This window comes from Enterobacter cloacae complex sp. IR5428, from assembly GCF_049238585.1.
Lineage (GTDB): Bacteria > Pseudomonadota > Gammaproteobacteria > Enterobacterales > Enterobacteriaceae > Enterobacter > Enterobacter intestinihominis.
Window position 1 is genome coordinate 90,689 of record NZ_JBMKHV010000008.1, and the last position, 13,080, is coordinate 103,768.

Sequence of the window (13,080 nt, forward strand, 5' to 3'; positions counted from 1 at the left end):
CCATGACCACCGAACAACACCAGGAAATCCTCCGCACAGAGGGCCTGAGTAAATTTTTCCCTGGCGTTAAGGCGCTGGATAACGTTGATTTCAGCCTGCGGCGGGGGGAGATCATGGCGTTGCTCGGCGAAAACGGGGCGGGGAAGTCGACGCTGATTAAAACCCTGACCGGGGTCTATCACGCCGATCGCGGCGCTATCTGGCTGGAAGGTAATGCTATTTCGCCCAAAAACACCGCGCATGCGCAGCAACTGGGGATCGGCACGGTCTACCAGGAAGTGAACCTGCTGCCAAACATGTCGGTAGCGGATAACCTGTTTATTGGCCGCGAGCCCAGACGTTTTGGCCTGCTGCGCCGCAAAGAGATGGAAGCGCGCGCCGCGAAGCTGATGGAATCGTATGGCTTCTCTCTCGACGTGCGCGAACCGCTGAACCGTTTTTCCGTGGCGATGCAGCAGATCGTGGCGATCTGTCGCGCTATCGATCTCTCGGCGAAAGTGCTGATCCTCGATGAACCCACCGCCAGCCTCGATACCCAGGAAGTGGAGATGCTTTTTACCCTGATGCGCCAGCTGCGCGATCAGGGCGTGAGCCTGATCTTTGTTACGCACTTCCTCGATCAGGTTTACGAGGTGAGCGACCGTATTACGGTGCTGCGCAACGGCGGCTTTGTCGGCTGCCGGGAAACCCGCGAGCTGCCGCAGATTGAGCTGGTCAAAATGATGCTGGGCCGCGAGCTGGAGACCAACGCACTCCAGCGTGCGGGCCGCACGCTGCTGAGCGAAAAACCGATCGCCGCGTTTCACGATTACGGCAAAAAAGGGACCATCGCGCCGTTTAACCTCGAGGTACGCCCCGGTGAAATTGTGGGTCTGGCAGGGCTGTTAGGCTCCGGGCGCACCGAAACCGCCGAAGTGATCTTCGGGATCAAACCTGCCGACAGCGGAACGGCGCTGATCAAAGGCAAACCGCAAACGCTACGTTCACCGCATCAGGCGTCGTGCCTCGGCGTGGGCTTCTGCCCGGAGGACAGAAAAACGGACGGGATTATTGCCGCCGCCTCGGTGCGGGAAAACATCATTCTGGCGCTACAGGCCCAGCGCGGCTGGCTGCGTCCGATCCCTAAGCGCGAGCAGAACGCGATTGCCGAGCGCTTCATCCGCCAGCTCGGTATCCGTACCCCGAGCGCGGAACAGCCCATCGAGTTCCTTTCGGGCGGTAATCAGCAGAAGGTGTTGCTCTCGCGCTGGCTGCTGACCAAACCGCAGTTCCTGATCCTCGACGAGCCCACGCGCGGTATCGACGTGGGCGCGCATGCCGAAATCATCCGGCTTATCGAAACGCTGTGCGCCGACGGTCTGGCGCTGCTGGTGATCTCGTCTGAGCTGGAGGAGCTGGTTGGCTATGCCGATCGCGTCATCATCATGCGCGATCGCAGGCAGGTGGCAGAGATCCCGCTGGATAAACTGTCGGTTCCGGCGATCATGAATGCCATCGCGGCGTAAGGAGTCATATGTGATGTCCCGTTCTCTTTCGCAAACTGGCGAAGCGAAGCGCCGCTTCAGCTGGCCGACCGGCACGCCGCAAATCGTGGCGCTGCTGCTGGTGCTGCTGGTGGATAGCCTGGTGGCTCCGCATTTCTTCCAGATCGTCGTGCAGGATGGCCGCCTGTTTGGTAGCCCGATCGACATCTTAAACCGTGCCGCGCCCGTGGCGCTGCTGGCGATTGGCATGACGCTGGTGATTGCCACCGGCGGGATTGACCTCTCCGTCGGTGCGGTAATGGCGATTGCGGGCGCCACCGCCGCCTCGATGACCGTTGCCGGGCACAGCCTGCCGGTGGTTCTGCTGGCCGCGCTGGGCTCCGGTGTATTAGCCGGGCTGTGGAACGGCATTCTGGTCGCGGTGCTCAAGATCCAGCCGTTTGTCGCGACGTTGATTTTGATGGTGGCCGGGCGCGGTGTGGCGCAGCTTATCACCTCCGGTCAAATCGTCACCTTTACCTCCCCGAATCTTGCGTGGATTGGCAGCGGCAATTTTCTGTTCTTCCCGACCCCGGTGATCGTCGCGCTGGTGACGCTGGTGGTGTTCTGGCTTTTCACCCGCAAAACGGCGCTCGGGATGTTCATCGAAGCGGTGGGAATTAACATTCGGGCCGCGAAAAACGCCGGGGTAAATACACGGCTGATGGTGATGCTGACCTATGTGCTGAGCGGCGTCTGTGCTGCGATTGCCGGGGTGATTGTGGCGGCCGACATTCGCGGGGCGGATGCCAACAACGCCGGACTCTGGCTGGAGCTTGATGCGATCCTCGCGGTGGTTATCGGCGGTGGGTCGCTGATGGGCGGACGTTTTAATCTGCTGCTCTCGGTGGTGGGGGCGTTAATTATTCAGGGTATGAATACCGGTATTTTGCTCTCCGGGTTCCAGCCGGAGCTTAATCAGGTCGTCAAAGCGGTCGTGGTGCTTATCGTACTTATCGTGCAGTCGCCGCGCTTTATCACTCTCATTAAGGGGTTCCGCGGTCATGATAAAACGTAATTTGCCGTTAATAATCACGCTGGGTGTGTTCGTGCTGGGATACCTTTACTGCCTGACCCAGTTCCCGGGCTTCGCCTCCACGCGGGTGATTTGCAACATCCTGACCGACAACGCCTTTTTAGGCATTATCGCCGTCGGCATGACGTTTGTGATCCTCTCCGGCGGGATCGATCTCTCCGTTGGGTCGGTGATCGCCTTTACCGGCGTGTTCCTTGCCAAGGCGATTGGCTTTTGGGGTATTTCGCCGCTGCTGGCGTTTCCGCTGGTGCTGGTCATGGGCTGCGCGTTCGGCGCCTTTATGGGGCTTTTGATCGACGCGCTGAAAATCCCGGCGTTTATCATCACTCTCGCCGGGATGTTCTTCCTGCGCGGCGTGAGCTATCTGGTGTCGGAGGAGTCAATTCCGATTAACCATCCGATCTACGACACGCTTTCCAGCCTGGCGTGGAAAATCCCCGGCGGGGGGCGCCTGAGCGCAATGGGGCTGCTGATGCTGGGCGTGGTGGTTATCGGGATCTTCCTCGCCCACCGTACCCGGTTTGGTAACCAGGTTTATGCCATTGGCGGCAGCGCCACGTCCGCGAACCTGATGGGGATTTCCACGCGCAGCACCACCATCCGCATCTACATGCTTTCGACCGGCCTTGCCACGCTCGCGGGGATTGTGTTTTCGGTATACACCCAGGCAGGCTATGCCCTGGCGGGGGTGGGCGTTGAGCTTGATGCCATTGCCTCGGTGGTGATTGGCGGTACGCTGCTCAGCGGCGGGGTAGGGACGGTGCTCGGCACGCTGTTTGGCGTGGCGATCCAGGGGCTGATTCAGACCTACATCAACTTCGACGGCACGCTCAGCTCCTGGTGGACCAAAATCGCCATCGGTATTCTGCTGTTTATTTTTATCGCGCTCCAGCGCGGCCTGACGTTGCTGTGGGAGAACCGCCAGAGCTCGCCTGTTACCCGTGTGAATACATCTTTAACAGGACGATAATATGCTGAAATTGCTTAAACTCTAAACATTTTCCGGTAGCGGTCGATACTCTTTTTTTATGCCCAGAAATATCTCGCTACCGGAAATAACATCATGCTTAAAACGCTATCGATTCGTACCGGCTTGCTCTCTTTACTGGCCGTTATGACCCTTCTGCTGCTGATTGTCAGCGGCATCGGCATTTATGCCCTTACGCAAAGTTCTGCTTCTCTCCAGCGCATCAATCATCTTCAGGGTGAACAGATGGTGCAGCTGAATGCCGGCTATACGCTGATCCTGCGCGCGCGTAACGAAGCGGGTCAGGCCGTCCGCATGATGGAGGTCGGCCTGCTGGACGATGCGGCCAGGGCGGTCAAAACCATTAACCAGGAAGTGGCGCTGGCACAGAAAACGCTCAAGGGCGTGATCGGCGGCGGCGTGGCGGATGAGCAGGGACAAAAGCTGCTGGATAACGTCGCCTCGAGCCTGGCGGTGTACAACCAGCAGGGTATCAGCCCGATGCTGAAAGCCCTGAACGAGCAAAGCGCGGACGGCTATTACGATCTGCTGGAAAGCAAGCTGGTCCCGGTGGCGAAGCAGTTTGATAACGATATGCAGGCGTTCCAGACGTGGAGCGAAGCGCGCGGCAAAGCGGAGGTGAGCGCCGTGCAGGCGAGTAAAACCCGTGTGCTGATCCTGATTATCGTCGCGGCGCTGCTGACGGCAGGCATTATCGTGCTGGCCTGGCTGGTGCTGCGCCATATGCTGCTCAAGCCGCTTTCAGCCTCAATTGCCCAGCTGGAGCACGTAGCGGCCGGGGATTTAACCCACACCCTGAACGCGCCCGCGAGCCAGGAATTTAATCGCCTCAACGCGGTCATCGAAGAGATGCGCCAGTCGCTGATGAATTCCGTTCTGCGGGTGCGTGACGCCAGCTCGCAGATTGATACCGGCAGCCGCGAGCTGACGGCAGGGAACCTGAACCTTGCCCAGCGCACGGAATCCACCGCCACCTCGCTGGAACAGACGGCCGCCAGCATGGAAGAGATCACCGCCACGGTGAAACTTAACGCCGATAACGCCGGGCAGGCGCACCAGCTGGCGCAGTCGGTCTCCGATACCGCCGATCATGGCAGCGAAATGGTCTGCTACGTCATTGAGAAGATGCGCGACATCGCCGGCAGCTCGGCGCGCATCGCCGATATCCTGAGCGTCATCGACGGCATTGCCTTCCAGACCAATATTCTGGCGCTGAACGCCTCCGTGGAAGCGGCGCGCGCGGGCGAGCAGGGACGGGGTTTTGCGGTCGTGGCGGGTGAGGTGCGCAATCTCGCCAGCCGCAGTGCCGATGCGGCGAAAGAGATCCGCTCGCTTATCAGCGATTCGCAAACCCATGTGAACGAGGGCAGCGAGCTGGCGCAACAGGCCGGTGAGACGATGGACGAGATCGCTACCGAAGTGCTGCGTATGACCAAACTGATGCGAGAAATTGCGACGGCGTCTCAGGAGCAGAGCCGCGGTATTGAGCAGGTTAACATTGCCGTCAATCAGATGGATGAAACGGCGCAACAAAATGCGGCGCTGGTTCAGCAGTCCTCTGCGGCAACGCGTTCCCTGGAGGAACAATCGCGCGAGCTGATGGAGGCGATGGCATCCTTCAAACTGACGGCGCAAACGGCATGATAAAAATAGGGGAGCCTGTCGGGCTCCCCTATTTACGCGTTACGCGTCCGGGAATTCGCGGATCATGCGTTCAACGTCTTCCACCATGTGGTCGTTGCCGACAAAGAACGAACGGCGCTGGTGCAGGCTTTCCGGCACGATATCCAGAATACGCTCTTTACCGTCACTCGCTTTGCCGCCTGCCTGTTCGGCCAGGAATGCCATCGGGTTGCACTCGTACAGCAGACGCAGTTTTCCGTCCGGGTGGCTGGCGGTGCTTGGGTAGAGGTAAATACCGCCCTTCAGCAGGTTACGGTGGAAATCCGCCACCAGCGAGCCGATATAGCGCGAGGTGTACGGGCGCTGGGTGGCTTTATCCTCTTCCTGGCAGAATTTGATGTACTTCTTCACGCCATTCGGGAATCGGATGTAGTTGCCTTCGTTGATGGAGTAGGTATTGCCCTTCTCCGGGAAGCGCATGCGCTCCTGGCTCAGACAGAAAACGCCCAGCGACGGATCGTAGGTAAAGGCGTGCACGCCGCAGCCGGTGGTGTACACCAGCATGGTGGATGAGCCATACACCACGTAACCGGCAGCAACCTGCTTGCTGCCCGGCTGCAGGAAGTCTTCTTCCGTCACCGGTGTGCCAACCGGGGTGACGCGACGGTAGATGGAGAAAATGGTACCGACAGAAACGTTAACGTCGATGTTGGAGGAGCCGTCCAGCGGATCCATCAGAACAACGTATTTTGCGTGTTCACACCCTTCGAATACGACGATCTCATCTTCTTCTTCAGAGGCGATACCCGCAACGATGTCGCGCGCGCGCAGTGCTGCTTTCAGTTTTTCATTGGCGAACAGGTCGAGTTTCTGCTGAACCTCACCCTGAACGTTCTCGGCACCGCTGGCACCCAGGATATCGACCAGACCGGCCTTGTTGATATCGCGGTGGATGATCTTAGCGCCCAGCTTTATTGCCGACAGCAAAGCAGTGAGCTCACCCGTAGCATGAGAGAACTCGTGCTGCTTTTCGACAATAAATTCACCTAACGTTTTCATAACACTTTCCCTGCATCTTATGTTGAGTAAAGCGGTTGATGTCCAACAATCTTAACAAACATTCAAATATTAGCGCAGAGGTGAATCGCGCCAGCAAAATACGGATTTACCTGAAATGCGTTTCACAGCCGCTGACATGTGAGTAAAATGTGCGCCACATTGAAGAAGGATAGTGACGTATGCGCATTCATATATTGGGGATTTGTGGCACTTTCATGGGCGGACTGGCAATGCTGGCGCGCTCGCTGGGCCATGAAGTGACAGGTTCGGACGCCAATGTGTATCCGCCGATGAGCACGCTGCTGGAGAAGCAGGGGATTTCTCTGATTCAGGGATATGACGCCAGCCAGCTCGAGCCGCAGCCGGATCTGGTGATCGTTGGTAACGCCATGACCCGTGGGAATCCATGCGTTGAAGCGGTGCTGGAACGCAATATCCCGTACATGTCTGGCCCGCAGTGGCTGCATGACTTTGTCCTCCGCGACCGCTGGGTTGTCGCCGTTGCCGGGACGCACGGCAAAACCACCACCGCCGGTATGGCGACCTGGATCCTCGAAGCCTGCGGCTACAAGCCGGGGTTCGTGATCGGCGGCGTGCCGGGGAATTTCGACGTCTCCGCGCGTCTGGGCGACAGCCCGTTCTTTGTGATTGAAGCGGATGAATACGACTGCGCGTTCTTCGACAAGCGCTCCAAGTTCGTGCATTACTGCCCACGCACGCTGATCCTCAACAACCTTGAGTTCGATCACGCGGATATCTTTGACGACCTGAAAGCGATTCAGAAACAGTTCCACCATCTGGTGCGCATTGTTCCGGGTCAGGGCCGCATTATCCTGCCGGAGAACGACATCAACCTGAAGCAGACTATGGCGATGGGGTGCTGGAGCGAGCAGGAGCTGGTTGGCGAGCAGGGGCACTGGCAGGCGAAAAAGCTCAACGCGGATGCTTCCGAATGGGAAGTGCTGCTCGACGGCGAAAAAGTGGGCGAAGTGAAGTGGGGCCTGGTGGGCGAGCACAATATGCACAACGGCCTGATGGCGATCGCCGCGGCGCGTCACGTGGGCGTACTGCCTGCGGATGCCGCCAATGCGCTGGGTTCGTTCATTAACGCCCGTCGCCGTCTGGAGCTGCGTGGTGAAGCGAATGGCGTGACGGTGTACGACGATTTCGCGCACCACCCAACCGCCATTCTGGCGACGCTTGCCGCATTGCGTGGCAAAGTTGGCGGCACCGCGCGTATTCTGGCCGTGCTGGAACCGCGCTCGAACACCATGAAGATGGGCATCTGCAAAGACGATCTCGCGCCGTCCTTAGGGCGTGCCGACGAGGTCTTCCTCCTGCAACCGCAGCATATTCCGTGGCAGGTGGCCGAAGTGGCCGACGCCTGCATTCAGCCAGCGCACTGGAGTGCGGACGTGGATGTCTTAGCGGATATGGTGGTGAAAGCCGCACAGCCTGGCGATCACATTCTGGTGATGAGCAACGGCGGGTTTGGTGGGATCCATCAGAAGCTGCTGGACGGTCTGGCGAAGAAAGCCGCGGCCGCAGAGTAAAAAAAGGCCCGGTGGCGTTAGCGCTTACCGGGCCTACATTATCTCTTCTCCCTCTCCCCTTTGGAGAGAGGACTGGGGTGAGGGGTTTACTCTTCGTTCTCAGACAGCTCGCGCAGATACTGGAAAATCAGACGCGCAGACTTCGGCGGCTTATTCCCTTCTTTCTCTTTCTTCGCGTTACGGATCAAAGAACGCAGCTGCTGGCGGTCGGCATTCGGCCACAGGTTCAGCACTTCAGGTACCGCGTCATCACCTTGCTCGATCAGACGGTCGCGGATCTGCTCCAGCTTATGGAACAGCGCAACCTGCTGGTTGTGGCGGTTCTTAAGTTTATCCAGCGCCTGACGGATCGGCTCAACATCGCGCTGACGCAGCAGTTTCCCGATAAGCTGAAGCTGGCGGCGACGCCCTTCTTTCTTGATTTTCTGTGCCAGTTCAATGGCATCACGCAGATCCTGGTCGAGCGGGATCTTATCCAGCGCGTTCTTACCCAGTTCTACCATTTCTGCGCCAAGCTGTTTTAACTCTTCGGCGTCACGTTTAATTTCACTTTTACTGACCCAGATGATCTCATCATCTTCGTCTTCGATGTCATCACCGGGAACGTCGTCGAGCCAGTCTTCGGGCTGCTTAGTCATGTCAGGCTCCTTAAAAAAAGAGGCTAATGTTACCAGTTAAGACGCGCACTGAAAAACGGTTCTCTGTTAGACTTCACTTAACTCTCTCTTACAGTATGGCATTTGCGATGAAAGTAACCTCACAAGTTGAAGCGCAGCGTAAGATCCTGGAAGAAGCCGTCTCCACCGCGCTGATGCTCGCTTCAGGTAAATCAGATGGCGCCGAAGTGGCGGTCAGCAAAACCACCGGCATTAGCGTGAGCACCCGCTATGGCGAAGTGGAGAATGTAGAATTTAATAGCGATGGCGCGCTGGGGATCACGGTGTATCACCAGAATCGCAAAGGCAGCGCGTCGTCTACCGATCTCAGCCCGGATGCCATCGCCCGTACAGTGCAGGCGGCGCTGGATATCGCGCGGTACACCTCCCCGGATCCTTACGCTGGCGTGGCTGATAAAGAGCTGCTGGCGTTTGACGCGCCGGATCTCGATCTGTTCCATCCGGCGGAAGTGACCCCGGATGAAGCCATTGAGCTGGCCTCGCGCGCCGAGCAGGCGTCTTTGCAGGCTGACAAACGCATCACCAATACCGAAGGCGGCAGCTTTAACAGCCACTACGGCATCAAAGTGTTTGGTAACTCCCATGGCATGTTGCAGGGGTACTGCTCAACCCGCCACTCGCTTTCCAGCTGCGTGATCGCCGAAGAGAACGGCGATATGGAGCGTGATTACGCGTATACCATTGGCCGCGCGCTGGGGGATTTGCAGTCTCCGGAGTGGGTGGGTAAAGAGTGCGCCGAACGCACGCTGTCACGCCTCTCGCCGCGTAAACTCTCCACCATGAAAGCCCCGGTCATTTTTGCCAACGAAGTGGCAACCGGTCTGTTTGGTCATCTGGTGGGGGCGATTGCGGGTGGTTCGGTGTACCGTAAATCGACCTTCCTGCTCGACTCGCTGGGCAAGCAGATCCTGCCGGAATGGCTGACCATCGAAGAGCACCCGCACCTGCTGAAAGGGCTGGCCTCCACGCCGTTCGACAGCGAAGGCGTGCGCACGGAGCGCCGGGATATCGTTAAAGACGGCATTCTGACCCAGTGGCTGCTGACCAACTACTCCGCGCGTAAGCTGGGGCTGAAAAGCACCGGGCACGCGGGCGGCATTCATAACTGGCGCATTGCCGGGCAGGGCCTGAATTTTGAACAGATGCTGAAAGAGATGGGCACCGGTCTGGTGGTCACCGAGCTGATGGGGCAGGGCGTGAGCGGTATCACCGGCGACTACTCTCGCGGCGCAGCGGGCTTCTGGGTGGAAAACGGTGAAATTCAGTATCCGGTGAGCGAAATCACCATCGCCGGCAACCTCAAGGACATGTGGCGCAATATTGTTACGGTCGGTAACGATATTGAAACACGCAGCAATATTCAGTGTGGTTCTGTATTACTGCCGGAGATGAAAATCGCCGGGCAATAATCCCCGTAAAAGCGTGATTTATAATAAAAAAGGAAGTGAGCAATGCGTAAACACCTGTTAGCGATCGTCGCGGCTTCAACGCTGGTTCTTGGCTCATCTGCGTTTGCTGCCGATCTTGAAGACAACATGGACATCCTCAGTCAAAACCTGAAGGTGGTGCAGAAAACCGACGATGCGGCGGAGATGAAAGACGCACTGACTAAAATGCGTGAAGCGGCGCTGGATGCGCAAAAAGCGACGCCGCCGAAGCTGGAAAGCAAAGCGGCGGACAGCGCCGAGATGAAAGACTACCGCCACGGTTTTGACGTGCTGGTCGGCCAGATCGACGGCGCGCTGAAGCTGGCGAACGAAGGCAAAGTGAAGGAAGCCCAGGCGGCAGCCGACCAGTTTGCGGCGACCCGCAACGCGTATCACAAAAAGTATCGTTGATAGTCTGGATGAGCGGGGCGCGTTAAGCATCCCCGCTCACACTCTTCTCCCTCCCCATAAGAAAACCTTATCCACATCACATTTCTACGAGCCTGCTCGTAATCTTTTCCACTCCGCTTACCTGTTTAGTGCCGCGTAATAGCGTGATATTCATCACGTAAATCCAGCGATTAATCCAGATTCACCGCATTTATGTGGCACAGATCACTGCCGCGGCTCGCCTTTCCACTTCGAAGTGGAAAACAACTCGCTACAAACAACGCCCCCTCGACGTTAGTTTTATTCCAGAGCCATTAACGGGGTAAGACGAGTGATTAACGGAGCGGTAATGAACGACGTTGGGGAACAGGCGGTGCAAACAGAACAGCTCGCGAACACCATGCTTCAGCAGGTCTACGCCCTGCTGGCCCGGCACAACATCATCCCCAACGCGGTACAGGAGCAGATGCTGACCTCCCACGTTCGCGCAATGGCGCACCGGTCTGTGACCGGCGAGCCGCTGCCGGAGGTTGAAGCAGAGCTGTTCGACGAAATTTCACCAGATTCAATGCAACTTGCCCGTGAAGTGGTAGCGCAGTTTGGCAATCTTCCTGATGAAGAAGCCTGGCTGCTCTCCGTTCACTTCGAAGTCGCGAAAGACAACCTTTAAGGAGCAACACATGGAACAGATTACAGTCGTGATTGGCGATCGCCTGGGTAAAGGTCAGAAAGTGGCTGCGGGTGTGGAAAAAGTCGGCGGACGCGCGGTTGTCGTACCGGGCATGGCAGCGGATATGAAGCTCGGTGACGTGATGAAAGCAGAAAACGCCACCTTCGGGATCTCGTTCTGCGGCAGCGGCGGCGCGGGTGCCATCACCGCCCAGACCAAATACGGCTACAAGGCCAAATACGGCATGCGCTCCGTGGATGAGGGGGTGACCGCTATCAACGAAGGCTGCAACGTGCTGGGCTTTGGCTTTATGGATAAAGAAGAGCTGGGCGAGCGTCTGGTACAGGCGTGGCAGAAGAAATACGGCGCGTAAGCATGAAAGAACAGTTCACGACCACGGTGAGAGTGAAGGGGAAGGGCGATGCCAAAGCGCGCGCCTTTGCCGACGCCCTCAACCACGTACAGGCCGCGGTGATGAAAGCCTCACCGCATATCTTACTGCGTATTGAGCCACAGGATGTGCAGGTTGTTCAGGCGCAAGAAGCGGTGCGAAAAGAAGCGTTTTTGTTCTTCTTTCTGCGTCGGGAAAGACGCACCTACAGCGTGGAGCTGGATGTGACCGTCAACGTGACCGCCATCAATCTCGACCAGGTGGATTTCGTCACGCAACGCTGATTATTCATAAAAGGGCAGACTGATGTTCTTAATTATATTAATAAAATCGCTCATCATTGGCGGCCTGGTTGGCGTCGGTGTTGGAGCCGGGGCTGCACGCATGTTTCATGCGCCTACCACTCAGGGTATGGGCGCGTTTCGTACATTGGGGGAACTGAACTCCTGTGAAGGGGATCCGGCGTCCCACTTCTCCTTTGGGTTAGGTTTCTTCTTTAACGCCTGGGCCTCTTCCGTGGCCGCAGGTGCCTTCACACAGGACGTTGACCACCGCATCATCCCGAACTGGGGTGCTGCTGCACTGATGATCAAAAACCGTAACGTCGGTGAAACGCTGCATGACCCGCGCAAAATGGCGATTGCCTGCGGCATTATCGGCATGATTGTCGTGACCTTCCTTAACCTGACCGCCTCCTCCGTTCCGGCTGCGCTTCAGGTCACCGCCGTGAAGGTGCTGGTGCCTGCCGCGAACCTGTTGGTCAACACCGTGATGCCGGTGATCTTCTGGCTGGCAGCCATCGACGCGGGTAAAAAATCGGGCTTCTGGGCCACCATCTTTGGCGGCGCAGCGCAGCTGATCATGGGTAACGCCGTGCCGGGCCTGGTGCTGGGGATCCTGATCGGTAAAGGCGTGGAAGAGAGCGGCTGGAACCACGTCACCAAAGTGATGATGGCGGCGATCGTCCTGCTGTTTGTGCTGAGCGGCTTCTTCCGCGGCTTCGACATGAAGATGATCGAATCCTTCCATCTGACCGTGCCGAACTGGCTCGATATGATCCACAACTCGCTCAGCGGTAAATAACAGGAGCCTCGACATGGAACAGAATAAAGGTTTTTGGTATGCCGACTGGTCGTTCCCGATCTTCGTTGGCCTGCTCTCCTCCGGCGTCTTTGCCGGGACGCACATGTACTACCTCTACGGCATCGGCGCGTTTAACGAAGTGGCCTTCGTGGCGATGCTGAAAGCGGGAATCGATACCGGCGTTTACGGCGCGGTGGCGGCGTTCGGCGCGAGCTTCCTGTTCGCCCGTATCATCGAAGGGTCGCTGGTCGGGATTCTCGACATCGGCGGGGCGATCCAGACCGGCGTGGGCCTCGGCGTACCGGCGCTGCTGCTGGGCGCGGGGATCATGTTCCCGGTGACCAACTTTATTGCCTCGCTGATTACCGGCCTGGTGATTGGTCTGGCGATTGGCTACGTCATCATCCTGGCGCGTAAGTTCACCATCAACCAGAGTAACTCCACCTACGGTGCAGACGTGATGATGGGCGCGGGTAACGCCTCCGGCCGCTTCCTCGGGCCGTTGATTATCCTCAGCGCCATGACCGCCTCCATTCCAATCGGCGTCGGTTCCCTGGTGGGCGCGCTGCTGTTCTACATCTGGCAGAAGCCGATTACCGGTGGCGCCATCCTCGGCGCAATGATTTTGGGCTGGCTGTTCCCGGTCGCCCTTTAATACCT

14 protein-coding genes are annotated in these 13,080 nt (G+C 57.9%); 12 read left to right on the forward strand and 2 right to left on the reverse strand.

Annotated elements, in window-relative coordinates; genetic code table 11:
- Window positions 1–2 precede the first annotated feature (2 nt).
- The 4 genes from ytfR (at window position 3) to ACOTXC_RS13980 (ending at window position 5,191) form a co-directional block, all read left to right on the forward strand.
- Window positions 3–1,505: a galactofuranose ABC transporter, ATP-binding protein YtfR gene (ytfR, locus tag ACOTXC_RS13965; protein ID WP_022646854.1), complete on the forward strand. Its 1,503-nt coding sequence runs from the start codon at window positions 3–5 to the stop codon at window positions 1,503–1,505.
- Between the two features lie 10 nt (window positions 1,506–1,515).
- Window positions 1,516–2,541, forward strand: coding sequence for a galactofuranose ABC transporter, ATP-binding protein YtfT (gene ytfT / locus ACOTXC_RS13970; RefSeq protein WP_161496795.1), 1,026 nt, complete (start codon window positions 1,516–1,518; stop codon window positions 2,539–2,541).
- On the forward strand, window positions 2,528–3,529 hold the full coding sequence (gene yjfF, locus ACOTXC_RS13975; RefSeq protein WP_421767769.1) for a galactofuranose ABC transporter, permease protein YjfF: 1,002 nt from the start codon (window positions 2,528–2,530) through the stop codon (window positions 3,527–3,529). The genes ytfT and yjfF overlap by 14 nt, the downstream gene beginning before the upstream one ends.
- A gap of 93 nt (window positions 3,530–3,622) precedes the next feature.
- A complete protein-coding gene (locus ACOTXC_RS13980; RefSeq protein WP_045307825.1) occupies window positions 3,623–5,191 on the forward strand; it encodes a methyl-accepting chemotaxis protein in 1,569 nt (522 codons plus the stop codon).
- Between the two features lie 39 nt (window positions 5,192–5,230).
- Here the strand turns inward: ACOTXC_RS13980 and fbp are convergent, their stop codons facing one another.
- Complete coding sequence (fbp, locus tag ACOTXC_RS13985; protein WP_022646858.1) at window positions 5,231–6,229, reverse strand: class 1 fructose-bisphosphatase; 999 nt, start codon at window positions 6,227–6,229, stop codon at window positions 5,231–5,233.
- A 179-nt stretch (window positions 6,230–6,408) separates the two neighbouring features.
- Here fbp and mpl point away from each other — a divergent pair, with 179 nt between their 5' ends.
- Window positions 6,409–7,782 (forward strand): UDP-N-acetylmuramate:L-alanyl-gamma-D-glutamyl-meso-diaminopimelate ligase, encoded by a 1,374-nt coding sequence (gene mpl / locus ACOTXC_RS13990; protein WP_022646859.1) that lies wholly within the window; start codon window positions 6,409–6,411, stop codon window positions 7,780–7,782.
- 86 nt (window positions 7,783–7,868) lie between these two features.
- Here the strand turns inward: mpl and yjgA are convergent, their stop codons facing one another.
- The gene (gene yjgA, locus ACOTXC_RS13995; protein WP_003856072.1) at window positions 7,869–8,420 is read right to left on the reverse strand and encodes a ribosome biogenesis factor YjgA; all 552 of its coding nucleotides are present in this window, start codon (window positions 8,418–8,420) and stop codon (window positions 7,869–7,871) included.
- A 95-nt stretch (window positions 8,421–8,515) separates the two neighbouring features.
- On the opposite strand from yjgA, the gene pmbA reads away from it, so the two are divergent.
- The 7 genes from pmbA to ACOTXC_RS14030 all read left to right on the forward strand — a co-directional run bounded on the left by pmbA (window position 8,516) and on the right by ACOTXC_RS14030 (window position 13,075).
- Entirely contained in the window at window positions 8,516–9,868 is a 1,353-nt protein-coding gene (pmbA, locus tag ACOTXC_RS14000; RefSeq protein ID WP_023299182.1) for a metalloprotease PmbA, read from the forward strand.
- A gap of 42 nt (window positions 9,869–9,910) precedes the next feature.
- Window positions 9,911–10,297, forward strand: a complete 387-nt coding sequence (gene cybC / locus ACOTXC_RS14005) for a cytochrome b562 (RefSeq protein WP_022646861.1) — start codon at window positions 9,911–9,913, stop codon at window positions 10,295–10,297.
- A gap of 310 nt (window positions 10,298–10,607) precedes the next feature.
- A complete protein-coding gene (locus ACOTXC_RS14010) occupies window positions 10,608–10,946 on the forward strand; it encodes a PRD domain-containing protein (protein WP_026080657.1) in 339 nt (112 codons plus the stop codon).
- Between the two features lie 10 nt (window positions 10,947–10,956).
- On the forward strand, window positions 10,957–11,319 hold the full coding sequence (locus ACOTXC_RS14015; RefSeq protein WP_337057281.1) for an SFCGS family glycine-rich protein: 363 nt from the start codon (window positions 10,957–10,959) through the stop codon (window positions 11,317–11,319).
- Between the two features lie 2 nt (window positions 11,320–11,321).
- Window positions 11,322–11,621 (forward strand): DUF4312 family protein, encoded by a 300-nt coding sequence (locus ACOTXC_RS14020; protein WP_006810338.1) that lies wholly within the window; start codon window positions 11,322–11,324, stop codon window positions 11,619–11,621.
- Between the two features lie 22 nt (window positions 11,622–11,643).
- Window positions 11,644–12,420, forward strand: coding sequence for a DUF4311 domain-containing protein (locus ACOTXC_RS14025; protein ID WP_006810337.1), 777 nt, complete (start codon window positions 11,644–11,646; stop codon window positions 12,418–12,420).
- Window positions 12,421–12,433: 13 nt separating this feature from the next.
- Window positions 12,434–13,075, forward strand: a complete 642-nt coding sequence (locus ACOTXC_RS14030; RefSeq protein ID WP_003856081.1) for a DUF4310 family protein — start codon at window positions 12,434–12,436, stop codon at window positions 13,073–13,075.
- Window positions 13,076–13,080 lie beyond the last annotated feature (5 nt).